The following is a 19853-nucleotide window of genomic DNA, read 5'->3' as shown; positions in this document are numbered from 1 at the left end:
TTCAATTTCGGGGCCGCATCGAGTGCGGGCTCATCAGGGGACCCGAGAAGAGAGGGAAGTATATGTCCAAAGTTATCGGCATCGACCTGGGAACGACCAACAGCTGTGTGGCCGTCATGGAAGGCGGAAAACCCAAGGTCATCGAAAATTCCGAAGGCGCGCGGACGACGCCGTCGATCGTCGCCTTCACCAAGGACGGGGAACGCCTCGTCGGTCAGCCGGCCAAGCGCCAGGCGGTCACCAACCCCGACAATACCGTTTTCGCGGTGAAGCGCCTGATCGGGCGCCGCTTCGACGACCCCGTGACGAAGAAGGACACCGAGCTGGTGCCCTACGAGATCGTTAAGGGATCGAACGGCGATGCATGGGTCAAGGCGGGCGACAAGGATTTCTCGCCCAGCCAGATCAGTGCGTTCATCCTTCAGAAGATGAAGGAAACCGCCGAGGCTTATCTTGGCGAAACGGTGACGCAGGCGGTCATTACCGTCCCTGCCTACTTCAACGACGCGCAGCGCCAGGCGACCAAGGACGCCGGCCAGATCGCGGGTCTGGAAGTGCTGCGCATCATCAACGAGCCGACTGCCGCGGCACTCGGCTACGGGATCGACAAGCAGGAAGGCAACAAGACCATCGCGGTCTACGACCTTGGTGGCGGGACCTTCGATATCTCCGTGCTCGAACTGGGCGACGGCGTGTTCGAGGTGAAGTCGACCAATGGCGATACCTTCCTCGGCGGTGAGGATTTCGACGCCGCGATCGTGGAATATCTGGCTGCGCAGTTCCAGAAGAAGGAAAACATCGATCTCAAGAAGGACCGCCTCGCGCTGCAGCGCCTGAAGGAAGCGGCCGAAAAGGCGAAGATCGAGCTGTCGAGCACCTCGACGACCGAGGTCAACCAGCCCTTCATCACCGCGCGCATGGAAGGTGGCTCGTCCACCCCGCTGCACCTTGTCGAGACGATCAGCCGTTCGGACCTCGAGAAGCTGGTCGGCGAGCTGATCAAGCGGACGCTCGAGCCGTGCAAGAAGGCCTTGAAGGACGCGGGCGTCGAGAAGAACGAGATCGACGAAGTCGTGCTGGTGGGCGGGATGACCCGCATGCCGAAGGTGCGCGAAACGGTCGAGGAATTCTTCGGCAAGAAGCCCCACACGGGCGTTAATCCCGACGAAGTCGTCGCCATCGGCGCGGCGATCCAGGCAGGCGTGCTGCAGGGCGACGTCAAGGACGTGCTGCTGCTAGACGTGACGCCGTTGTCTCTCGGTATCGAGACGCTGGGCGGGGTCTTCACGCGGATGATCGATCGCAATACGACCATCCCGACCAAGAAATCGCAGACCTTCTCGACCGCGGACGACAATCAGAATGCGGTGACAATCCGGGTGTTCCAGGGCGAACGCGAGATGGCGAGCGACAACAAGATGCTCGGCCAGTTCGACCTGGTCGGCATTCCCGCCGCTCCGCGCGGCGTGCCGCAGATCGAGGTGACGTTCGACATCGATGCCAACGGGATCGTGAACGTCAGTGCGAAGGACAAGGGCACCGGCAAGGAACAGCAGATCCGCATCCAGGCCAGCGGCGGTCTGTCGGACGAGGACATCGAGAAGATGGTGTCGGAAGCCGAGCAGTATGCCGACGAGGACAAGAAGCGCAAGGAAATGGCCGAGGTCCGCAACCAGGCCGAAAGCCTCGTCCACACGACCGAAAAGCAGCTCGAGGAGCATGGCGACAAGGTCGATGCCGATACCAAGTCGGCGATCGAGGAAAAGCTGCGCGAGACCAAGGAAGCGCTGGAAGGCGATGATGCCGAAACGGTGAAATCGAAGTCCGAAGCGCTGGCGCAGGAAGCCATGAAGCTGGGCCAGGCGATCTACCAGGCCGAGCAGTCGGCGGGTGCCGAGGCGCAGGCCGACACGGCCGATGCGACCGAGGAAGCCGCCGAGGACGATGTCGTCGATGCGGAATTCTCCGAGGTCGACGAAGACGAGAACCAGAACGAAAAAGCGGACTGATGTCCGTGCGGATCCTCGTGCGGGCGGGGGGCATTAGGCTCTCCGCCCGCTGCGCTGTTCCTGCCGGACGCGGAGTGTTCTCGTGACCGATACCGACTATTACGACCTGCTGGGCATTGACAAGCGCGCCGACGCGGCGTCGATCAAGAGCGCCTATCGCAAGGCGGCGATGGAATGCCATCCCGACCGGCATCAGGGCTGCGCCGACCAGGAGGCGCGCTTCAAGGCTGTCAACGAAGCCTATGACGTTCTGAAGGATCCGCAGAAGCGGGCCGCCTACGATCGGTTCGGCAAGGCGGCGTTCGAGAATGGCGGCGGCGGATCGGGCGGTCCCTTCGGGGGAGGCGGCGGCGCCGCGGACTTCAACGACATCTTCTCCTCGATCTTCGGGGAGATGGCGGGTCGCGGGCGCGGCGGCCGTCAGCCTGCGCCGGGGCGCGGGTCGGACCTGCGCTACGATCTCGACCTGACACTGGAAGAGGCCTTCGCGGGCGTGAAGAAGACCATCACCATCGAGGCGATGGCCGATTGCGAACCGTGCGAGGGCAACGGGTCGGCGGGAACCAGCAAGCCCGTTCGCTGCGAAACCTGCGGCGGGATGGGCAAGGTCCGGGCGCAGCAGGGGTTCTTCGTCGTGGAGCGGGGCTGTGCGGCCTGCATGGGAACGGGTCAGGTCGTCGCCGATCCGTGCAACCACTGCAACGGCGACGGCCGGATGCTCAAGAAGCGCAAGCTGTCGGTTGATATTCCGGCGGGCGTCGACGAAGGGACCCGCATCCGCGTCGCCCGCGAAGGCGAGGCGGGGGTGCGCGGCGCGCCGGCGGGCGACCTCTACCTGTTCGTGCACATGAAACGACACCCGCTGTTCGTGCGCGAGGGATCGACGCTGGTCGCCGACGTGCCGGTGAGCTTCACCACGGCAGCGCTCGGCGGCGATATCGAAGTGCCGGGCGTCGATGGCGACAAGGTCGGCTTCAGGATTTCCCCCGGCACCCAGTCGGGCGAGACGCTGCAGAAGCGCGGTGCGGGGATGAGCCTCGTCAATTCGGCGGGCCGGGGCGACATGATCGCGCGCGTCCATGTCGAGACGCCCGTGCGCATGTCGAAGCGGCAGAAGGAATTGCTGCGGGAATTCCGCGAAACGGAAACGGGTGACGAATGTCCTGCAACCAAGGGGTTCTTCGCGCGGGTGAAGGGTGCGTTCACCGCCTGATCGGACGTGCCCGCTCCGCCGCCTACGGACCTTAGCGCATCGTTGACGTCGTCGATCCGTCCCACCATCCTCGTCGCGAACGACAGGGGACAGATCCATGAAAACGGCGATTCTTAGCGTACTTGCTACCACCGCTTTCTTCGCCGCGCCGGCGTCCGCGCAGGACATGAGCGAGGTCGAGATCAGGACAGAATGCGTGAGCGAGCGGGTGTGCGTCCTGTTCGGCCAAGGCGGAAATATCGCGCTGCAACACGGTCCCGACGGCAAAATCCTCGTCGACGATCAATATGCGCCGCTGACCGACAAGATCCTCGCGGCCGCCAATGCAGTGGCGGACGGCGAGGTCGCCTTCGTCGTGAATACGCATTTTCACGGCGATCATACGGGCGGGAACGAGAACCTTGCGGCAACCCGCGCGCTTATCATGGCGCACGACAATGTCCGCGCGCGGATCGCCGAGCGCGTGGGGCAGGAGATGGGCCATGCGGCGCTGCCGGTGCTGACGTTCGAGAGCGGAATCGATCTGGAGTGGAACGGCGAGATCATCGGGATCGACCATGTCCATCATGCGCATACCGATGGCGATGCACACGTCTATTTCATGGGTTCGAAGGTCGTGCACATGGGCGACACCTTCTTCCATCAGGTCACCTTGCCCTTCATCGACCTCGGTGCGGGCGGGGGGATCGACGGCATGATCGCCTCAGCAAAAACGGTCCTCGATCGCGTCGACGAAAGCTGGACGATCGTTCCGGGCCACGGCCCCATCGCGGGCCATGCGGAATTGATGGCCTATCACGACATGCTGGTCATGGTGCGCGACGCGGTGAAGATGCGGGTCGATGCGGGCGAGGATCTCGATACCGTGCAGAGGGCCGGAATCATGGACGACGTCGATGTGGGCGAAGGCTTCATCACCAAACCCAAGTTCATCGAAGCGGTCTACAAAAGCCTCACGGGCAGCACTGATTATTCGCCGCGCTGACGTTACGGACGGTCAGGCTGACGCCGCGTCCTTCTCGTCGAAATATTCGCTGAGGCGACGGGACACGGTCGCGATCGTATAGGGCTTCTGGAATACCATCCGCTTCCGATGCTGCGGCGGAATGTCGGCCTGTTCCCCGTATCCGGTGGCAAAGACGAAATCGATGTCGTTCGCGGCCAATTGGTCAGCGATCTGGAAGCTGTTGCTGTCGCCCAGATTGATGTCGAGCAGCGCGAAATCGAACGCGTTGTTGCCGATCGCCGCAATGGCGCCATCGGGGGTCGCCTCGGTAATGACGTCCGCCGCGCCGAGCCGCATCAGAATATCCTCGGCATCGAGCGCGATGATGAGGCTGTCTTCGACCAGCAGGATCTTCCGATCCTCCAACAGGCGGGCGTTGATGTTCTGGCTTTCCTTCTCGCTGACTTCCTTCGCGGAACGTCGGTCCGGTCGCGGGTCGCGAGCGGTCACGGCGTGCTTGCCTTCATCGCCCGTGTGACGGGTCAGATGACGGGGCGGGATCAGGAAGGTCGCGTGCAGCCCGTCGGGGCGGAAGTCCATCGTCGCCTTCCCCCCGAGATCGTAGGGGATGGAGCGTTCGATGATGGTCGTGCCGAACCCCTGTCGCGTGGGTTCTTCCACCAGCGGGCCGCCGGTTTCGCTCCAGCGGATTTGGAGATGGCCGGTTTCATCGACTTCCCATTTGATGTCGACGCTGCCCGAATCCGACAAGCTTCCATATTTGGCGGAGTTGGTGACCAGTTCGTGGATCACGAGCGCCATCGTCGAATAGGCCTGGGGATTGAGCAGCACGGCGGGACCCTTGGTACGCACTCGGTTCGCCTTGTTGACGAGGAAGGCGGCGACTTCGGCGTCGATGAGCTGCTGGAACTGGGCGGGCCCCCAATGATCCTCGGTGATCTGGTTGTGGGCGCGGGCGAGCGCGTGGATGCGCCCGTCGATCAGCTGGACGAATTCCTCGATGCTGACGTCGGCGCTGGGCTTCGACTGGCGAATGAGGCCGCGAATGAGCGAGAGAATGTTGCGGACGCGGTGATTGAGCTCGGCGATCAGCAGTTCCTGCCGGTCGTTGGCGGCCTTTCGCTCGGCACTGGCTTCGTCCGACAGGCGCAGCACGACCTCGATGAGGGTTGCGCGCAGGGTTTCCGCGATCCGGCGTTCGACCTGGACGAACGGCTTGGACCGGTGCTGTACGACCTCCTTCCATTCCTCGAAGCTCTGCCGCGGATGGAGACGCATGCCGTTGGGGCCGTAGCTGGCGGGCTTCTGCGGGTTGCCCGCCCAGCGGACCGAACGGATCCGCTCTTCGCGGAACAGGACGACATAGTCGCGTGGGGTTCGACTGATGGGAATGGCGAGAAGGCCGGCCGCCTTGCCGGCATATTTCTCTGCACCCTCGACCAGATCGGCGATGTGATCGGTGCTGTAGACCTTGCCCGCCGCGGTGGAATTGAGGGCGCGTACGATGCGAGCGAAATCCTCGGTCGCGGGGGTCTGGCCCGCGAACGCGTAATTGCCGTTGATCCAGACCGCGACACCGTCCGCGGGAATGACCCCGGTGACGATATCGGCGAACCAGCTGGGGTCGCGCAGGAGCGTATCGTCGGTGGCGATGGCTCCGAGCAGTTGATCGGACATGTCGCGCGCCTGACGCTCCAGCTCCATCACCTCCTCGCGCTCGCGGCTTTCGATCCGCATCGAGAACAGCTGGCTGAACAGTTCGGCGACCGAGCGCCGCTCGAAGCTGGGACAGCGGGGGGAATAATGGTGGCAGGCGACGAGGCCCCACAGCTTGCCCTCGACGATCAGCGAGATCGACATGGAGGCGGCGACCCCCATGTTCTTGAGATATTCGATGTGGATGGGGCTCACCGCACGAAGGACGGAGAGCGACAGATCGAGCGGCTGCTTCTCGGCATTGAGTTCGGGGACGATCGGAACTGGCTTGCTGTCGACATCGGTGATGACCCGGAGAAGCGAGCGGGTGTAGAGTTCGCGCGCCTGCTTGGGGATGTCGGTCGAGGGATAGTTGAGGCCGAGAAAACTACCGATGCCGCCGCGCGCCGATTCCGCCACCACCTCGCCCGAACCGTCGTCGTCGAAGCGGTAGATCATGACACGGTCGAAACCGGTCAGCGCGCGAACCTGACGCGCGCCTTCGTTGAAGAAGCGTTCCATGTCGGGCGCGCCGTCGAGACGGCTGACCATCGAGCGCACGGTGCCGGTCGCATCGCCCTGGTTCTTTTCCGAGGCCGGTTCCGCCTCAAGGATGACCTGTCCGTCGATCATGTGAATCGCGACATCGAACTTGCGGTCGACGGTCTCGCTCAATTCGATGTTGAAGGCGCGTTCCTGCGCATCCGGGCCGCGCAGCAGCGCCATGCGGTTACGGAGCGTGTGAATGGCCTCGCCCGACAGGAAATCCTGCGCGCGCGTGCCATTAAGGTCCTCCGGGAGGTCCGGAAGGAAGTCGCGCACGTTCGCCGAGTGGCGCATCACCTGCCAGTCGGTGGACAATACGAGAAGGAATCCGATCGGCTGGATAGCGCCCAGCTGATGGATTGGTTCACGATCGCAATTTGTCAGGTCGACCGGACCGTCGAACTCTTCGGCCTTATTCATTCATTCCCCGCGATACGAGACGCTGCGTCGGAAAAGACGTCGAATGCGGCCTCTGCTGCACGTAATGCTACCGCACGGTCAACGGGGCTGGCGAGATTTTGTTCAAGAAGCGCAACAAAGTCTCGCCACGCAAGTGGCGGACGATGCGAAAGAAATGCCGTCGGCAGGGCGTCGGGAACCTGTTTGACGAGCATCTTGCCGCCCAGCCGCGAGCCTTCGAGTACGTAGAGCGCGCCGAGAATGTCGGGCGGACCCAGAAACGAAGGGACGCGAACGGGGGTCGGGATCCGTTCGCCCAAGGCGTCGAGGTCGGCAACCAGCGCGGCGCCCCGCCGATGCCCCGGCCAATCGTCGAGAAGCTGCGCGGCGCCGGCATGGTCGAGGGTCGCCTCGAGCGGCAGCAGCGCGGCGGCCTGCGCCTTCAGGAAATGCACATAATCGGCACGGTTGGACAGGTCGAGCGCGGCGAAGCGGGCATCGAGTGCCTGATGCTTGTCGTGCGTGCCGTCGCGAAGGGCGAAACGAACGCTCAAGACCCGAAGACGCGCTCGAAGATCGTGTCGACGCGGGCGAGATGGTGGTCGAGGTCGAAGAGCGCTTCCAGCTCGTCCTCGTCCATGCGCTCCGATACCTCGTCGTCGTCCTTCAGGAGGTCGAGCAGTTTCAGTCGCCCGTCGCTGTCCCAGACCTTCATCGCGTTGCGCTGGACGATGGCGTAGCTTTCCTCGCGCGTGAGGCCCTTCTGCGTCAGCGCCAGCAGGACGCGCTGCGAATGGATGAGGCCGCCCATCCGGTCGAGGTTGGCCTGCATCCGTTCGGGATAAACGAGCAGCTTGTCGACGACGCCCGTCAGCCGCGCGAGAGCGAAATCGAGAGTGATGCACGCATCCGGTCCGATGAACCGCTCGACGGACGAATGGGAGATGTCCCGCTCGTGCCACAGCGCGACATTCTCCAGCGCCGGCAGGGCGTAGGCGCGCACCATGCGGGCGAGGCCGGTGAGGTTTTCGGTGAGGACGGGATTACGCTTGTGCGGCATCGCGCTCGAGCCCTTCTGGCCGGGCGAGAAATATTCCTCTGCCTCCAGAACCTCGGTGCGTTGCAGGTGGCGCACTTCGACCGCGACGCGTTCGATCGAACTGGCGATGACCGCGAGGGTCGAAAAGAATTCGGCGTGGCGGTCGCGGGGAATGACCTGCGTCGAGATGGGTTCGGGCGTCAGGCCCAATTCCTTGGCGACATGTTCCTCGATCGCGGGATCGATGTTCGCGAAGGTGCCGACCGCGCCGGAAATGGCGCAGGTCGCGATTTCCTCGCGCGCCGACCGGAGCCGCGCCAAACCGCGGTCGAATTCGGCATAGGCGCCCGCCAGCTTCAGACCGAAACTGGTCGGTTCGGCATGGATGCCGTGGCTGCGACCCATCGTCGGGGTGTGCTTGTGTTCGTGCGCGCGGCGCTCGATGACCTCGAGCAGCGTTTTCATGCCCTCGATCAGGAGATCGGCGGACTGGGTCAGCTGGACCGCGAGGCTGGTATCGAGCACGTCGCTCGACGTCATGCCCTGGTGCAGGAACCGTCGCTCAGGTCCGAGCTTTTCGCCGGCCCAGGTCAGAAAGGCGATGACGTCATGCTTGGTGACCGCTTCGATCGCGTCGATGGCGGGCACGTCGATCTCGCCGAGGACATCCTCGTCGTAGGCCTTGCGGATCTTCTGCGCGTCTTCGGTGGGAATCATCCCGATGTCGCCCATCGCTTCGGCGGCGAAGACTTCGATCGCCCACCAGATGCGGTAGCGGTTTTCCGTCGACCAGATGGCGGTCATCTCGGGGCGGGCGTAGCGGGGGACCATGGAGAGCTCCGGAAGGAAGGAGAGCGCCGATTAGCAGCACCGATCTGCCCTCACAACCGTCCGCCATCCGATGTTAGAGCAGGCCCTGCTGGCGGAAACTAAACGGCGTGGCGCCGCCGATGACGAGATGGTCGTGGACGGTGATCCGCAGCGGCCGACCCGCCTCGACGATCTCGCGCGTGATCTGCTTGTCAGCGCGGCTGGGGGTGGGGTCGCCCGATGGGTGGTTATGCACGAGGATCAGCGCCGCCGCCTCCAGCTGGAGCGCGCGCTTCAGTACCTCGCGGACATGGACCGCGCTTTCATCGACCGTGCCCTCCCACAAGCGCTCATTGGCGATCAGCCGGTTCTTGGTGTCGAGAAACAGTGCGCGCACCTCCTCCGTCCCACGCCATGCCATTTTGGCCTGGAGATAGTCGAGCACGGCCTGCCAGTTCGATAGGACATCGTCCTTGCGGGCGCGTTGCTCGAGAAGGCGGCGGGCGGTGGCGGCCGCGATCTTCAGCGCGCCGATCTGTGCCTCGGTGACTCCTTCGGCCCGGAGGGTACCGACATCGGCATCGAGCAATTCGGCATATCCGCCGAACTGTGCCAGTAGACGCTTCGCCATCGCCTTGGTGTCGCCCCGCCGGAGCGTGACGGTCAGCAGATATTCGACCAGCTCGTGATCGAGCAAAGCCTGCTCGCCGCTTTCCAGAAATCGCTCGCGCAACCGCTGCCGATGACCGGCGGGAGAGGCAGGATCGGCTTCGCTCATAGGCACGTGTCCTCGATCGAGAAGGCGATGCCTCCCGGAGCCCGAGCGTGCCGCAGCCTAGCGACGCGTGTGCGCCGCGCCAAGGTTCAGCGAACGGTCTCGAATTCGCCGGCGTAACGTGCGTCGAGCGCCGCGGCGATGGCGGCATCGACCGGCAGGGTGATCCGATATTCCCCCTCTGCATACGGTCCGGCGACATAGGGGTCGGCGACGAGGACGAACTGGTCGAACAGTCCGTTGCGGTCGCTGTCGGTCGGAATGACGGAAATATCGCTCAGAGGCGGGCATTCGCCGAACATACCGTCGACCGCGATGCCGCCGCGGCGATCGTCACGCTCGGCATCGAGACGGTCGCAAAAGCGGGTGCCGAGCGTCTGCGTCATCGAGCCGGCTCCACCGAACAGGGCGGAGACCCGGCGCTCCTCGTTTGCCGCGCGATCCCAGAGGAGGGTGGCGGTCCCGTAATTGGGATGCGCTCCGCCGGTATAGCTGGAAACGGCCGCACTCAGGCTGAGGAGCAACTCGCTCTCACCCGCGGTGGTCCATTCGGTCGAGGTGGACAGCCCATTGAATTCGCGCTGCTGCTGCGTGCTGAGCGAGCCTTCCTCCTCCGCCATTCGGATCAGTTCGGCCTTGCTGGTGGCGGCCTGCTCGCGAAAGCGCGCGTCGATCGCCTCGACCGCAGCGGCTTCCGCGGGCCATGATGCGGTAAAATCAATGAGGGCGTTCTGTTCGACGATGCGGACTGCGCTGGGCTGTGCCTGGGGCGCGGGCGGATCGGACATGGCGACGGGAGGCTCGGGCGTCGTCTCGGGCTGGCCGAGAGCGCCGTCGTCCTGCGGCGCGCAGGCGCACAACAGGAACGCGACGCCGACCGGGAAAGGGGCAGGGTTTGTCATGGAAAGGGAGCGAGCGAACGGCGCTGCGGTTCCGCCGCCAACGGTTGACACCCATCCCCCCGCTTCATAAAGGGGCGCTGCCTTGGCGGGCTTGCCTGAACGCCCCGGCTCCCGGTGCCAGCTTTCCCCCGAAACGCTGGCACTTGATGTAAGGGAGATACGGTGGCCGACGACAGACCCGACAAGCAGGCGTCGAACCTTCCCGAGGATGCGCGAATCGATTCGCTCGAAGAGCGGCTCCGACGAGCGCAGGCAAAGGAAGCGGAACGGACCGGGGCCAATCGCCCGCCGCCCGACAAGAACGAGGCGGCCGGCAGTCGGGTCCTGTCCTACCTTCTCGGCGGCGTGCTTGGTGGCGCCTTCGTGGGGTGGGCGGTGGATCGCCTGTTCGACACCGGAGGCATCGCTCTGGTCGTCGGTCTCGTCCTCGGGATCGTCGGCGGCTTCTGGAGCATCGTGAGATTTTCGAGCACGCAGAGCGGGCTCGGTAGAGACGGGAACGACTGACAGTGGCGACCGAGGCAGAAGGCGGCAAGATCGACCCGATGTACCAGTTCGAGGTGCATCCCATGTTCGGCGAAGGCTGGCAGATCGCCGGCTACGAAATCCCCTTTACCAATTCCGCCGCCTGGATGGCAGCGACGCTCGTCGTCCTGTTCGTGTTCATGCTGGGCGGGTTGAAGCGCGAGCTGATCCCGGGTCGCTGGCAGATGGCGGTAGAGGGCTTCACCGGCTTCATCACCGACATGATCGATACCAACATCGGCAAGAACGGCCGCGCCTTCGTGCCCTATGTCTTTTCGCTGTTCATGTTCATCCTGTTTGCCAACCTGCTGGGGCTGTTCCCGACGGCCCTGTTCGGCGTCCATGCCTTCACCGTGACCAGCCACCTGACGATCACCGGCGTGCTCGCCGTGGTGAGTTTCGCGCTGGTGCTGATCGTCGGGTTCGCGAAGCACGGGCTGCATTTCTTCAGCCTGTTCATTCCGCACGGCACGCCCAAGCCGATGATCCCGCTCATCTTCCTGATCGAGCTGTTCAGCTTCCTGTTCCGCCCGATCAGCCTCGGCCTGCGACTGTTCGTGGCCATGACCGCTGGGCATATCCTTCTCAAGGTGCTCGCGGGGTTCGTCATCAACGGGTCGGCGGGCGGGATCGCCACGCTGGCGGTCGTCAGCCTTCCCTCGATGCTGCTGATGGTCGGCGTCTCGATGCTCGAGATCCTGGTCGCCGGTATCCAGGCCTATGTTTTCGCCCTGCTCACGTCGCTGTACCTCAACGACGCGATCAACCTTCACTAATCACGCATATTTCAACTGGGAGTCTTATCATGGACGCAGAAGCTGCAAAATTGATCGGTGCGGGTCTCGCCGCCATCGGTGCCGGCATGGCCGCCATCGGCGTGGGTAACGTGTTCGGCTCGTTCCTCGAAAGCGCGCTGCGCAACCCGGCCGCGGCCGACAGCCAGCAGGGCCGCCTGTTCATCGGCTTCGCCGCCGCCGAACTTCTCGGTCTGCTCGCGTTCGTCGTCGCGATCATCCTGCTCTTCGTCGCCTAAGCGTCGAAGCGTACCCCAAAAGGCTTCTTGAGGTCGGTTCATGCCGCAAATCGCGCAAATCGCGGAAATCTACGCCTCGCAGATCTTCTGGCTGACGGTCTTCTTCGGCGCCATCTTGGTCTTCATCGGCTATGGCATGGTGCCCAAGATCCAGCAGACGGTGGATCGGCGCGACGACCAGATCGCGGCCGACCTCAAGGAAGCCGAACAGGCGCAAGCCAATGCGGACAAGCTCGAGGAGGACTATCGCGCCTCCCTCGATGCTGCCCGCAGCGAGGCGGCCAAGGCCAATGCCGACGCGAAGGCCGAGGCTGCCAAGAAAACCGCCGCCAAGATGCAGCGCGCCGACAGCAATATCGACAAGAAGCTCGACGCCGCCGCCGCCGACCTGGCGACCCAGCGCGAGGCCGCATTGGCCGAGCTGGAGAGCCTGGCCGCCGAAGCCACGCAGGCGATGGTCGCCAAGGTCTCGGGCCTCACCGTCGACAAGCGTACCGCCACCAGCGCGGTGAAGAAGGAGCTGGCCGATGGCTAGCCAGAACCCGCCCGGCGAACCGATCGCCGAACTGCCGATCACCACGCACGAGGAAGGCTATCCCAGCTACTTCGCCGACGGCGCAGTGTGGGTCGCCATCGCCATGACGCTCGTCATCCTGCTGATGGTCTGGAAGCGGGTCCCGGGCGCGATCGGCAAAAGCCTCGATGCCAAGATCGCGGCGATCCGCGAACAACTGGACGAAGCCCGGCAGCTGCGCGAAGAGGCCGAGAAGCTGCGCACCGAATATGAAGGCAAGGCTAAGGCCGCCGAAAAGGACGCCGCCGCGATCCGCGCCCGTGCCGACGAGGAAGCCGCGCAGATCATCGCCAAGGCAGAGACCGACGCGACGGACATGGTCGCGCGGAAGAAAGCGATGGCCGAGGCGAAGATCGCTTCGGAACAGCGCGCCGCTGTCGCGGAACTGAAGGCGAAAACCGCGATGGCTGCGAAGGCTGCCGCCGCGCAGATCATCGCTGCGAAGGCCGACAGCGATACCGATGCGAAGTTGATCGACGAGGCGATCACCCGGCTCGGCTGATCGCTCCACGTTGTGGAGACGAAAAAGGGCCCGGAAGCGTCATGCTCCCGGGCCCTTTCGTTTGTGTGGTGGGGGGGGTTAGCCCTGCTGGTTGAGCGAACCCTTCGCACTGACGCCTTCAAGCGCCATCTCGTCGAAGCTCTGTCCGGTCTCGCGGGCGATGTCGCCGAGGCTAACGACGCCGACGAGTTCCTGGTTTTCACCAATCACCGGCAAGCGGCGTACCTGATATTCCTTCATCTTCTTGGCGGCTTCCTCGACGCTGTCGGACACCGACAGGAAGACGGGGCTGTCGCTCATCAGTTCGGACACGCTGCAGTCGGCACCCTTGCCCGACGCGACGCCACGAACGGCGATGTCGCGATCAGTGATGGTCCCGACCAGTTTCTGTCCATCGCATACCGGCACGAAACCCGTATCTTCCGACAGCATGAAGCTCGCCGCGTCCTTGGCCGTCGCGCTCGGCGCAACGGTCTTGATGTTCTTCGTCATGATCTGATCGATCTGCATAATGGTAACTCCCTTTTTTGTGTGGCACCAACGGCGCCATCTCAATGAATCAATGGGAGAAAGCCGCGGGTCGTTCCGGGTCTAGGGCGTATTTTCGGTCAACAGTGTATAGGTCGCGACGGCGTCGTCGTCCTGGTTGAAAATCTCGACGGCCCACTTCACGACCCCGGTCTCGTCGGACTTGATCGACTTGGACTTGACCGTCAGCTCGACCCGCATCGTGTCACCGGGATAGAGCGGCGTGAGGAATTTGAGGTCCTCGAGCCCGGTGTTCGCCAAGACGGGGCCCGGATCGGGATCGACGAACAGACCCGCGGCGAAGCTCAGGATCAGATAACCGTGCGCCACGCGGCCTTCGAAGATCGGGGAGGCCTTCGCGGCTTCCTCGTCCATGTGGGCGTAGAATTTGTCGCCGGTGAACTCCGCGAAATGCTCGATGTCCTCGACCGTGACCTTGCGCGCCTCGGAGAAGAAGGTCTGGCCGAGATCCATCTCGCTCATCTTGAGGCGGAAAGGATGGACCGCGCTTTCGTGCTTCGGCGCGCCCGCGACATATTGCTGGCTGATCGCCGCGATCATCGCGGGGGTCGACTGGATCGCGGTGCGCTGCATGTAGTGGTGCAGACCGCGAAGCCCGCCCATCTCCTCGCTGCCGCCCGCGCGTCCGGGGCCGCCGTGAACGAGGACGGGGAGGGGGCTGCCGTGCCCCGTCGACAGCTTCGCATTGTCGCGATTGATGACCAGTATTCGCCCGTGAAAGGCCGCCGCGCCGCGAACGAACTGGCCCGCGGCGTCGGGATCATTGCTGAACATCGACAGGGCAAGGCTACCCATCCCGCGGTTCGCCAGCGCGATCGCATCGTCGAGGTCGCGATAGGGCATGATGGTCGCCACCGGGCCGAACGCTTCGACGTCGTGCACCGCATCGGCCTTCCACGGATCGTCGGCACGGAGCAGGACCGGATCGATGAAGGCTCCGCCCGCGACGCCGCGTTCCGCATCGGGATCGCCGTGGACGATGCGCGCCCCGCCCGAAACCAGTTCGCCGATCTTCTCCCGAACGTCGTCGCGCTGCGAACAGCTGACCAGCGCGCCGAGCGTCGTGTCCTTCTCGCGCGGATCGCCAATGGTCAGCGCCGCCAGCTTGTCCTTCAAGGCTGCCTCGACCGCATCCAAGTGCGCCCCAGGCACCAGCGCGCGGCGGATGGCGGTGCATTTCTGTCCCGCCTTGACCGTCATTTCGCGAGCGACTTCGGCGATGAATAGCTCGAATTCCGGCGTGTCCGGCCCCGCATCGGGTCCCAGCACGCTGGCGTTGAGGCTGTCCTGTTCGGCCACGAAGGTCACGCTTTCGCGCAATACCGTGGGATGGTTCTTGAGCTTGCCAGCCGTCGCCGCCGATCCGGTAAAGCTGACCACGTCCTGTCCGCCGAGATGGTCGAAGAGGTCGCCGACACCGCCGACGATCAATTGCACCGCGCCTTCGGGAAGGACGCCCGTCTCGATCATGATCCGGAACGCCGCTTCGGCAAGATAGCTGGTCGCGGTGGCCGGTTTCACGATGCACGGCATGCCGGCGAGTAATGTTGGGGCGACCTTTTCCAGCATGCCCCACACGGGGAAGTTGAAGGCGTTGATGTGCACCGCCGCGCCCTGCTTGGGCGTCATGATGTGCTGGCCGACGAACCCCGGGTCCTTGGCGAGCGCTTCCTGTTCGCCTTCCAGCATGACGTGGGCGTCGGGCAACTTCTTGCGGCCGGTCGAGCTGTAGGACAGCAGCGTCAGTGCGCCGCCGTCGATGTCGATCCACCCGTCGCCGCGCGTCGCTCCCGAATGAGGATTGAGTGCGTACAGCTCCTCTTTCCGCTCCATGATGGCGAGACCCAGATCCTTCAGCATCCAGGCACGTTCGTGAAAAGTCATCGCCCGCAGTGCAGGTCCGCCGACGTCACGCGCGTGCGCCAGCATCGCGGCGAAATCCAGACCGTCCGACCCCGTTTTCGCGACTTGTGCGCCATCGATCGCACTCGGGATCGAGCGTAATTCACCGTCGCCGCGCACCCACTGGTCGGCAGCATAGTTCATCAATTCGAGCGTTTTCATCGCGGGCGTCTCCTTCGGTAGAGGCGCTTAGGACGCGCGGCGGGGCGCGACAAGGCGGCGGGTCGCTCCGCATCGGACCGGCTTTGCCGGGCGTCGAGCGGTGCTTCGCGCTATCCCGCACGGATGGAAATGCGTCACCAGTTCGCTGTTATGACCGACGACCGGTCCTTCCCCCGCCGCGTCGAGAACAGTCGGTCGATCCTGCGGATCGACGCCGACGAGGCTGAACGGTCGCATCGCGATGCGAAAGGCGAGACGTCCGATCGTGACCGAACTCTGCTGACACGTCAGCAAGCGGATCGACGCTTTATCGAGCGGGCCGGCGCCTCGACGACGATGGACGCATCCGAACCGGAAGATAGTGGTTCGGGACTGTTTTTCTGGTTCGGTATCGCGGTCGCGGGCGTGGTGACGACGATCGCGCTCGTGCAGTCATTGGAGATCGGGGCGCGCGCGTTGCTGTCGATCGTCTGACGCGCACGGACTGGGGTTGAACGATCCGGCTTCCGGCAGGCGGCAACCGAGCTCCGTCTGCCGGATTTTTTCGCCATGAAGGCGAGGTCGGCACTCAGCGGCCTTCGAACGTCGCCTTCCGCTTCTCGAGAAAGGCTGCGACGCCCTCCGCATAGTCGTGGGTGTACCCCAGGCGACGCATTTCGTCACGCTGCAGGTCGAGTTCCTCGTCCAGCGTCCGCGATCCAGTGGTGCGAACGATGTTCTTGATCGCCGCAAGACCGAGTGGCGGAAGGCTCGCCAGCTTTTGCGCGGTCGTCATGACCTCGTCCATCAACTCATCATCGTCGACTGCTTTCCAGATCAGTCCCCAGTCGGCCGCCTGCTCCGCCATCAGCGGTTCGCCCGTCAGGGCAAGTCCCAGCGCGCGCTGCTGTCCGACGAGGCGCGGCAGGTGCCAGCTTCCGCCGCTGTCGGGGATGAGGCCGAGCGCGGAAAAGCTCTGGATGAACTTGGCGCTCTTCGCCGCGAAGGTCAGGTCGCACGCCAACGCGATATTCGCGCCCGCACCCGCCGCCACGCCATTGACCGCGCAGATAACCGGCTGGTCCATCGTCGCGAGGCGACGGATCAGCGGATTCCAACTCGCCTCGACCGTTTCGCCGAGGTCGACCTTTTCGCCCGGCGCGACCTTGCGATCATTGAGATCCTGCCCCGCGCAAAAGCCGCGGCCCGCGCCGGTCAGGACGATCACCCGTGCGTCGCCCGTTTCGTCGAGCGCCGCCTGCAGTTCGCGATGCATGTCGGCGGTGAAGCTGTTCAGCCGATCGGGGCGGTTGAGGGTGATCGTTGCGACGTGGTCGTGGCGGGTTAGGAGGATGGTGTCGGTCATTTATTCGTTAAAGCGAATTCATCGCGAATTTGCCATAGTACCGTATCAGCTGAGAAAGATTGGGCTACTCATTCGTAGGCTTCGAGTTTTTCGATCTTTTCAACGGCAATGATGTCGATCGCGTGATGGAAAAGATTAAAGTGACCATATGCGCCCTCTTCGACTGACCGACGTCCTCGCACTATCACAGCATACAGCCCCCGACCATTTGCGCGCTGTTCAAAATCGCTGGGTAGGTACGCCCACGGATGCTCCACAAGCTCATCGAAAGAGAGACTATCATCGGGAAGCGCCTCGAAGAACAAGACGGCTTCTTGCTCATAGTTTATGAAGCCCGAATATCTTTGTACCGGTTGATCGGCCCAACATTCGACCGAACCGTCAAGAAGCTCTCCGGCTAATTCAGCTTTCTGACATCCTGTAAGCCTATCGGAGGGCGATACCTCGGCACTGCATCCAGCGAGCATCAAGGCGACCATCGTTGTTTTGGTCCTCGGACTGTTCGCGGTCACTTCGCATAACTCTCAAGATATCCGCACCGCGTGCAGCGGTAGGTCGCGATGGCCAGGCGGTCCTGCTTCTTCGACTTCAGCCCCCACCATTTCTTGTCGGGCGCGCCGCGATTGAAGGCGGCGACGTGCTTTTCGCCATAGCCGTGGTCGACGATGAACCCTTCCTCGGTCTGCATCGACTGGCACTTGGGGCACTCGCGCATCACGGCGTCGAAGCTCCGCCGTGGAAGGGACCCACGCTGAGCGCGAGGCCCGGCCGGGCGAGCGACCAGTGGGCGTGGGTTCCCAGTGATCGGGCGAGGGTTTCGGTGACCTTCTGCCCGAGGCCATCGCTCCCTTGCAGCGCGCGAAGGCTGTCTTCGTCCGCCGAACCGTCGTCCCGGCAGGTGAGGGTCGCGCTGCCGTCTTCATGCTCGTCCAGCGAGATGGTGATGGTGCCGCCCTTGCCCTCGGTGAAGCCGTGCTTGCCCGAATTGCTGACGAACTCGTTGACGATCAGCACGATCGGATTGGCGTTCGAGGTCGAGACACGAACGGGATCGACTCGTGTCTCGATCGCGACATTGTCGGGCACGAAGGCGCGCATATGTTCCACGCTGCGCTCGAGAAGCTTGTCCGCGTCGATATACTCGCCGTCAGCATGTCGATAGACTTCCTCGTGCAGCGACGCTAGCGATCCCAGCCGGTGGTTGATCGCCTCGATCGCATGCCGCGTCTCCTCGTGCTTGGCGCGCTTGCCTTCGAGATGGAGAATGGCCGCCATCATCGTCAGGCTGTTCTTCACGCGATGGTCGATCTCGCGCCGAAGCACTTCCTGCGTCCGCAGCGCCAGACGGAATTCCAGCTCTCGGACAACCCTGGCGGCGAGTACATTCATCAGATCGCGCTGGTCCGCAGTAAGTCGCCGCGGCACGCGATCGAGGACGCACAACGTTCCCAAGGGGAAGCCGTCCGCGGACTTGAGAAGAGCCCCGGCGTAGAAGCGAAACCCGTCTTCGGCGGTACAGAGCGGGTTGTCCGACATCCGCGGATCCTCGAGGGTATCCGGAATCTCGACGAAGTCATTTTCGAGAATGACGTGGCTACACAGGCTGGTGTCGAGCGGAGTGGAGCGAACGCCCAGCCCGGTTTCCGCCTTGAACCATTGCCGGTCGGCGTCGATGAAGTTCACGACCGAAACGGGCGTCCCGCACATCGCGGCGACCGACTTCACGACGTCGTCGAATTCCTTCTCTCTCGGCGTGTCGAGAATCTCGTATCGACGCAACGCAGCGAGGCGTTCCTCCTGTTGCGGATGCGTTTTCGCCCTCATTTCATCGGTCCCCGGCGTCCTACCATCTAACGACCGAATTGAACCGGGCGTGTCTCTCCACTATGTCTAGCATATGTATACGACAGAACTCGACAAGCAAAACGGACCTGACAAAGGTTCCAAGGTCACCTCGATCGACGGGGGCGAGCCGCAGCATCTCGTCGACGCCTTCGAGGCGCGGGTGGCGGCGGACGAGTTCATCGAACCCAAGGACTGGATGCCCGAGGCGTACCGCAAGACGCTCGTGCGGCAGATCTCGCAGCACGCGCATAGCGAGATCGTCGGCATGCTGCCCGAGGGCAATTGGATCTCCCGCGCGCCGAGCCTGCGCCGCAAGGCCATTCTTCTGGCGAAGGTGCAGGATGAGGCGGGACATGGTCTCTATCTCTATTGCGCCGCCGAAACGCTCGGCACCAGCCGCGAGGAGATGATCGAGGCGCTTCATGACGGGCGCGCCAAATATTCGACGATCTTCAACTATCCGACGCTGACGTGGGCGGACATCGCCGCGATCGGCTGGCTGGTCGACGGTGCGGCGATCATGAACCAGGTGCCGCTCCAACGCGCCAGCTATGGCCCCTACGCCCGCGCGATGGTCCGCGTCTGCAAGGAAGAGAGCTTCCACCAGCGGCAGGGTTACGAAGCGATGATCGCGCTCGCCAACGGAACCGAAGAGCAGCGGCGCATGGCGCAGGATGCGCTCAACCGCTGGTGGTGGCCGAGCCTGATGATGTTCGGACCGCCCGACGACAAGTCGCCCAACACCGAACGGTCGATGCGCTGGAGGATCAAGCGCGAGACCAACGACGAGTTGCGCCAGAAATTCGTCGATATCACGGTGCCGCAGGCGGATTTCCTCGGACTCAAGGTTCCCGACGCGGACCTCGAGTGGAACGAGGAAAAGGGCAGCTACGATTTCGGTGCGATCGACTGGGAAGAATTCTACGCCGTCGTTCGCGGCGAAGGTCCGGTCGCCAAGGAACGGTTGAAGGCGCGGCGCGAGGCCTGGGAAAGCCAGGCATGGGTCCGCGAGGCCGCAGACGCCTACCAGGCCAAGCAGGAAGCCAAGCAGGTCGCCTAGG

General features: G+C 63.7%; 21 protein-coding genes. 10 read left to right on the top strand and 11 right to left on the bottom strand.

What is annotated here, in order from left to right; translation table 11 throughout:
• The first annotated feature begins 62 nt into the window (after positions 1-62).
• The 3 genes from dnaK to WJT74_RS06760 all read left to right on the top strand — a co-directional run bounded on the left by dnaK (position 63) and on the right by WJT74_RS06760 (position 4207).
• Positions 63-2009, top strand: coding sequence for a molecular chaperone DnaK (dnaK, locus tag WJT74_RS06770; RefSeq protein ID WP_343343032.1), 1947 nt, complete (start codon positions 63-65; stop codon positions 2007-2009).
• An 82-nt stretch (positions 2010-2091) separates the two neighbouring features.
• Positions 2092-3222, top strand: a complete 1131-nt coding sequence (dnaJ, locus tag WJT74_RS06765) for a molecular chaperone DnaJ (RefSeq protein WP_343343030.1) — start codon at positions 2092-2094, stop codon at positions 3220-3222.
• Positions 3223-3319: 97 nt separating this feature from the next.
• A complete protein-coding gene (locus WJT74_RS06760) occupies positions 3320-4207 on the top strand; it encodes an MBL fold metallo-hydrolase (protein WP_343343028.1) in 888 nt (295 codons plus the stop codon).
• A gap of 12 nt (positions 4208-4219) precedes the next feature.
• Here the strand turns inward: WJT74_RS06760 and WJT74_RS06755 are convergent, their stop codons facing one another.
• From WJT74_RS06755 to WJT74_RS06735, 5 genes are all read right to left on the bottom strand, one after another.
• Positions 4220-6850, bottom strand: a complete 2631-nt coding sequence (locus tag WJT74_RS06755) for an HWE histidine kinase domain-containing protein (RefSeq protein WP_343343026.1) — start codon at positions 6848-6850, stop codon at positions 4220-4222.
• Positions 6847-7383 carry a biliverdin-producing heme oxygenase gene (locus WJT74_RS06750; RefSeq protein ID WP_343343024.1) on the bottom strand — a complete coding sequence of 179 codons (537 nt, stop codon included), beginning with the start codon at positions 7381-7383 and terminating at the stop codon, positions 6847-6849. The genes WJT74_RS06755 and WJT74_RS06750 overlap by 4 nt, the downstream gene beginning before the upstream one ends.
• A complete protein-coding gene (gene purB / locus WJT74_RS06745) occupies positions 7380-8699 on the bottom strand; it encodes an adenylosuccinate lyase (RefSeq protein WP_343343022.1) in 1320 nt (439 codons plus the stop codon). The genes WJT74_RS06750 and purB overlap by 4 nt, the downstream gene beginning before the upstream one ends.
• A gap of 73 nt (positions 8700-8772) precedes the next feature.
• On the bottom strand, positions 8773-9456 hold the full coding sequence (gene radC / locus WJT74_RS06740; protein ID WP_343343020.1) for a RadC family protein: 684 nt from the start codon (positions 9454-9456) through the stop codon (positions 8773-8775).
• An 86-nt stretch (positions 9457-9542) separates the two neighbouring features.
• Positions 9543-10355 carry a PdaC/SigV domain-containing protein gene (locus WJT74_RS06735; RefSeq protein WP_343343018.1) on the bottom strand — a complete coding sequence of 271 codons (813 nt, stop codon included), beginning with the start codon at positions 10353-10355 and terminating at the stop codon, positions 9543-9545.
• A 162-nt stretch (positions 10356-10517) separates the two neighbouring features.
• On the opposite strand from WJT74_RS06735, the gene WJT74_RS06730 reads away from it, so the two are divergent.
• From WJT74_RS06730 to WJT74_RS06710, 5 genes are read left to right on the top strand one after another with little or no spacing between them, the layout of a single operon-like run.
• Entirely contained in the window at positions 10518-10862 is a 345-nt protein-coding gene (locus WJT74_RS06730; RefSeq protein WP_343343017.1) for an AtpZ/AtpI family protein, read from the top strand.
• A gap of 38 nt (positions 10863-10900) precedes the next feature.
• Positions 10901-11656 carry a F0F1 ATP synthase subunit A gene (locus tag WJT74_RS06725; protein ID WP_343348132.1) on the top strand — a complete coding sequence of 252 codons (756 nt, stop codon included), beginning with the start codon at positions 10901-10903 and terminating at the stop codon, positions 11654-11656.
• A 29-nt stretch (positions 11657-11685) separates the two neighbouring features.
• Positions 11686-11913, top strand: a complete 228-nt coding sequence (locus WJT74_RS06720; protein ID WP_343343015.1) for a F0F1 ATP synthase subunit C — start codon at positions 11686-11688, stop codon at positions 11911-11913.
• A 40-nt stretch (positions 11914-11953) separates the two neighbouring features.
• Positions 11954-12448 carry an ATPase gene (locus WJT74_RS06715; protein ID WP_343343013.1) on the top strand — a complete coding sequence of 165 codons (495 nt, stop codon included), beginning with the start codon at positions 11954-11956 and terminating at the stop codon, positions 12446-12448.
• Positions 12441-12989 carry a hypothetical protein gene (locus WJT74_RS06710; protein WP_343343011.1) on the top strand — a complete coding sequence of 183 codons (549 nt, stop codon included), beginning with the start codon at positions 12441-12443 and terminating at the stop codon, positions 12987-12989. The genes WJT74_RS06715 and WJT74_RS06710 overlap by 8 nt, the downstream gene beginning before the upstream one ends.
• 78 nt (positions 12990-13067) lie before the next feature.
• On the opposite strand, the gene WJT74_RS06705 is transcribed toward WJT74_RS06710, so the two are convergent.
• A complete protein-coding gene (locus WJT74_RS06705; RefSeq protein WP_343343010.1) occupies positions 13068-13499 on the bottom strand; it encodes a CBS domain-containing protein in 432 nt (143 codons plus the stop codon).
• An 81-nt stretch (positions 13500-13580) separates the two neighbouring features.
• Positions 13581-15602 carry a phenylacetic acid degradation bifunctional protein PaaZ gene (gene paaZ / locus WJT74_RS06700; RefSeq protein ID WP_343343008.1) on the bottom strand — a complete coding sequence of 674 codons (2022 nt, stop codon included), beginning with the start codon at positions 15600-15602 and terminating at the stop codon, positions 13581-13583.
• A 129-nt stretch (positions 15603-15731) separates the two neighbouring features.
• On the opposite strand from paaZ, the gene WJT74_RS06695 reads away from it, so the two are divergent.
• Complete coding sequence (locus WJT74_RS06695; RefSeq protein WP_343343006.1) at positions 15732-16076, top strand: hypothetical protein; 345 nt, start codon at positions 15732-15734, stop codon at positions 16074-16076.
• Between the two features lie 94 nt (positions 16077-16170).
• Here the strand turns inward: WJT74_RS06695 and paaG are convergent, their stop codons facing one another.
• The 4 genes from paaG to WJT74_RS06675 form a co-directional block, all read right to left on the bottom strand.
• The gene (paaG, locus tag WJT74_RS06690) at positions 16171-16947 is read right to left on the bottom strand and encodes a 2-(1,2-epoxy-1,2-dihydrophenyl)acetyl-CoA isomerase PaaG (RefSeq protein WP_343343004.1); all 777 of its coding nucleotides are present in this window, start codon (positions 16945-16947) and stop codon (positions 16171-16173) included.
• A 68-nt stretch (positions 16948-17015) separates the two neighbouring features.
• Positions 17016-17426 carry a hypothetical protein gene (locus WJT74_RS06685; protein ID WP_343343002.1) on the bottom strand — a complete coding sequence of 137 codons (411 nt, stop codon included), beginning with the start codon at positions 17424-17426 and terminating at the stop codon, positions 17016-17018.
• Between the two features lie 29 nt (positions 17427-17455).
• A complete protein-coding gene (locus WJT74_RS06680; RefSeq protein WP_343343000.1) occupies positions 17456-17662 on the bottom strand; it encodes a hypothetical protein in 207 nt (68 codons plus the stop codon).
• On the bottom strand, positions 17662-18771 hold the full coding sequence (locus WJT74_RS06675) for a histidine kinase dimerization/phosphoacceptor domain -containing protein (RefSeq protein WP_343342997.1): 1110 nt from the start codon (positions 18769-18771) through the stop codon (positions 17662-17664). Before WJT74_RS06675 ends, WJT74_RS06680 begins: the two co-directional genes overlap by 1 nt.
• 73 nt (positions 18772-18844) lie before the next feature.
• Here WJT74_RS06675 and paaA point away from each other — a divergent pair, with 73 nt between their 5' ends.
• The gene (gene paaA, locus WJT74_RS06670) at positions 18845-19852 is read left to right on the top strand and encodes a 1,2-phenylacetyl-CoA epoxidase subunit PaaA (RefSeq protein ID WP_343342995.1); all 1008 of its coding nucleotides are present in this window, start codon (positions 18845-18847) and stop codon (positions 19850-19852) included.
• Position 19853 lies beyond the last annotated feature (1 nt).

The organism is Sphingomicrobium sp. XHP0239 (assembly GCF_039555325.1).
Lineage (GTDB): Bacteria > Pseudomonadota > Alphaproteobacteria > Sphingomonadales > Sphingomonadaceae > Sphingomicrobium > Sphingomicrobium maritimum.
The sequence above is the reverse complement of the archived record's forward strand: the minus strand, read 5'-3'. Positions and strand labels throughout refer to the sequence as shown.

Bases quoted from the DNA above. Each gene is read 5' to 3' on its own strand.
- radC (WP_343343020.1), bottom strand. From the start codon at position 9,456: ATGAGCGAAGCCGATCCTGCCTCTCCCGCCGGTCATCGGCAGCGGTTG.
- WJT74_RS06760 (WP_343343028.1), top strand. From the start codon at position 3,320: ATGAAAACGGCGATTCTTAGCGTACTTGCTACCACCGCTTTCTTCGCC.
- dnaK (WP_343343032.1), top strand. From the start codon at position 63: ATGTCCAAAGTTATCGGCATCGACCTGGGAACGACCAACAGCTGTGTG.
- WJT74_RS06710 (WP_343343011.1), top strand. From the start codon at position 12,441: ATGGCTAGCCAGAACCCGCCCGGCGAACCGATCGCCGAACTGCCGATC.
- paaG (WP_343343004.1), bottom strand. From the start codon at position 16,947: ATGACCGACACCATCCTCCTAACCCGCCACGACCACGTCGCAACGATC.
- paaA (WP_343342995.1), top strand. From the start codon at position 18,845: ATGTATACGACAGAACTCGACAAGCAAAACGGACCTGACAAAGGTTCC.
- WJT74_RS06715 (WP_343343013.1), top strand. From the start codon at position 11,954: ATGCCGCAAATCGCGCAAATCGCGGAAATCTACGCCTCGCAGATCTTC.
- WJT74_RS06755 (WP_343343026.1), bottom strand. From the start codon at position 6,850: ATGAATAAGGCCGAAGAGTTCGACGGTCCGGTCGACCTGACAAATTGC.
- WJT74_RS06720 (WP_343343015.1), top strand. From the start codon at position 11,686: ATGGACGCAGAAGCTGCAAAATTGATCGGTGCGGGTCTCGCCGCCATC.
- WJT74_RS06705 (WP_343343010.1), bottom strand. From the start codon at position 13,499: ATGCAGATCGATCAGATCATGACGAAGAACATCAAGACCGTTGCGCCG.
- paaZ (WP_343343008.1), bottom strand. From the start codon at position 15,602: ATGAAAACGCTCGAATTGATGAACTATGCTGCCGACCAGTGGGTGCGC.
- WJT74_RS06725 (WP_343348132.1), top strand. From the start codon at position 10,901: ATGTACCAGTTCGAGGTGCATCCCATGTTCGGCGAAGGCTGGCAGATC.
- purB (WP_343343022.1), bottom strand. From the start codon at position 8,699: ATGGTCCCCCGCTACGCCCGCCCCGAGATGACCGCCATCTGGTCGACG.
- WJT74_RS06675 (WP_343342997.1), bottom strand. From the start codon at position 18,771: ATGAGGGCGAAAACGCATCCGCAACAGGAGGAACGCCTCGCTGCGTTG.
- WJT74_RS06695 (WP_343343006.1), top strand. From the start codon at position 15,732: ATGCGTCACCAGTTCGCTGTTATGACCGACGACCGGTCCTTCCCCCGC.
- WJT74_RS06735 (WP_343343018.1), bottom strand. From the start codon at position 10,355: ATGACAAACCCTGCCCCTTTCCCGGTCGGCGTCGCGTTCCTGTTGTGC.
- WJT74_RS06685 (WP_343343002.1), bottom strand. From the start codon at position 17,426: ATGGTCGCCTTGATGCTCGCTGGATGCAGTGCCGAGGTATCGCCCTCC.
- WJT74_RS06680 (WP_343343000.1), bottom strand. From the start codon at position 17,662: ATGCGCGAGTGCCCCAAGTGCCAGTCGATGCAGACCGAGGAAGGGTTC.